Consider the following 1,736-nt stretch of genomic DNA (forward strand, 5'->3'; position numbering starts at 1 on the left):
ATCAGCCTGCTGCAGCAGGAATACGTGGCACCGCAAAGCGAACTGGAGCAGCAACTGGCCGGGATCTGGGCGCAGGTGCTGAAGGTCGAGCGGGTAGGGCTGACGGATAATTTCTTCGAGCTGGGGGGGCATTCGCTGCTGGCAACTCAGGTCATTTCCCGGACTCGGCATCAACTGAGCCTCGAATTGTCCTTGCGTAGCCTGTTTGAAAGTCAGGATCTGGCAGACTTTGCGGCTGCCGTAGCGCAGAGTACCCATAGCCAGGCTCCGGCCTTCGTTCGGATCGACCGTAACCAGCCGCTGGGCCTATCCTACGCCCAGCAACGCCAGTGGTTCCTCTGGCAACTGGAGCCGGACAGCGCGGCCTACCACATTCCCGCTGCCTTGCGCCTGAAGGGCAAGCTTGATCTATCGGCCCTGCAGTCGAGCTTTGCTGCCTTGATCCAACGTCACGAAAGCCTGCGCACCACGTTCCGTCAGGAGGGCGAGCAGGCTGTCCAGATCATCCGTGCCAGCCTGCCTGTTCCGCTGGAGCTGGAAACGCTGTCGGAAGCGACCGATGAACAGATTCGCGTCCACGTGGAAAACGAAGTCGCCCATTTGTTCGACCTGGAGCGGGGACCGCTGCTGCGGGTGAAACTGCTGCGCTTGGGTGATGACGATCACGTACTGGTGTTGACCCTGCACCATATCGTCTCGGACGGCTGGTCGACCCCGATCATGGTGGACGAACTGATCCAGCTTTACGAAGGCTACAGTCAGGGCCGGGAAATCCAACTGCCGGATCTGCCGATCCAATACGCCGACTACGCCGCCTGGCAACGGGAATGGATGGAAGCGGGCGAGCGGGAGCGGCAACTGGCCTACTGGACGGAAAAGCTGGGCGGTGAGCAATCCATTCTGGAACTGCCCAGCGATCGCCCCCGGCCCAGTGTGCAAAGCCACCGGGGCGTGCGACTGAATCTGGAGCTGGACAGCCAATTGACCCAGGCGTTGAGAGGAGTGGCTCAACGGCACAACGTCACCCTGTTCATGCTGCTGCTGGCCAGCTTCCAGACGTTGCTGCACCGCTACAGCGGACAGACTGACATTCGTGTCGGTGTACCGATTGCCAACCGCACCCGGATGGAAACCGAGTGGCTGATCGGCTTCTTCGTCAACACCCAAGTGTTGAAGGCCGAATTTGATCTGCAGTTGCGCTTTAGCGACCTGCTGCAACAGGTCAGGCAGACGGCGCTGGAAGCCCAGGCGCATCAGGACTTGCCCTTTGAACAACTGGTGGAAGCGCTGCAGCCGGAACGGAGCCTGAGCCATAGTCCGTTGTTCCAGGTGATGTTCAACCATCAGGCACAGGTGAAAGGCTCGTCCCATAAGTTACCGGGGCTACAGATCGAAGGCCTCGACTGGGAAGGACATAGCGCACAATTCGACCTGACATTGGATACCTGTGAGGCAGAAACGGGGATATCGGTTTCGCTGAGTTATGCGACAGACCTGTTCGATATGGCCACGGTCAAGCGGATGTCCAGGCACTGGATCAACTTGTTGCAAGGCATCGCCCAGCAGCCTGAACAGCGCCTTGCCGAACTGCCTTTGCTGGGAGATGCCGAACGTGAGCAGATCCTGCACGAATGGAACCAGACCCAGGCGAGCTATCCCAGCGAGCAATGCATCCACCAACTGATCGAAGCCCAGGCAGCGCGGACGCCGGACGCCACTGCCGTGGTCTTCGGCGA

1 protein-coding gene is annotated in these 1,736 nt (G+C 59.9%); it reads left to right on the forward strand.

Annotated elements, in window-relative coordinates:
- A partial coding sequence (locus FHR87_RS18845; RefSeq protein WP_246336116.1) for a condensation domain-containing protein occupies positions 1 to 1,736 on the forward strand: 1,736 nt, incomplete at both ends.

This window comes from Azomonas macrocytogenes, assembly GCF_014191985.1.
Taxonomy (GTDB): Bacteria; Pseudomonadota; Gammaproteobacteria; order Pseudomonadales; family Pseudomonadaceae; genus Azomonas; species Azomonas macrocytogenes.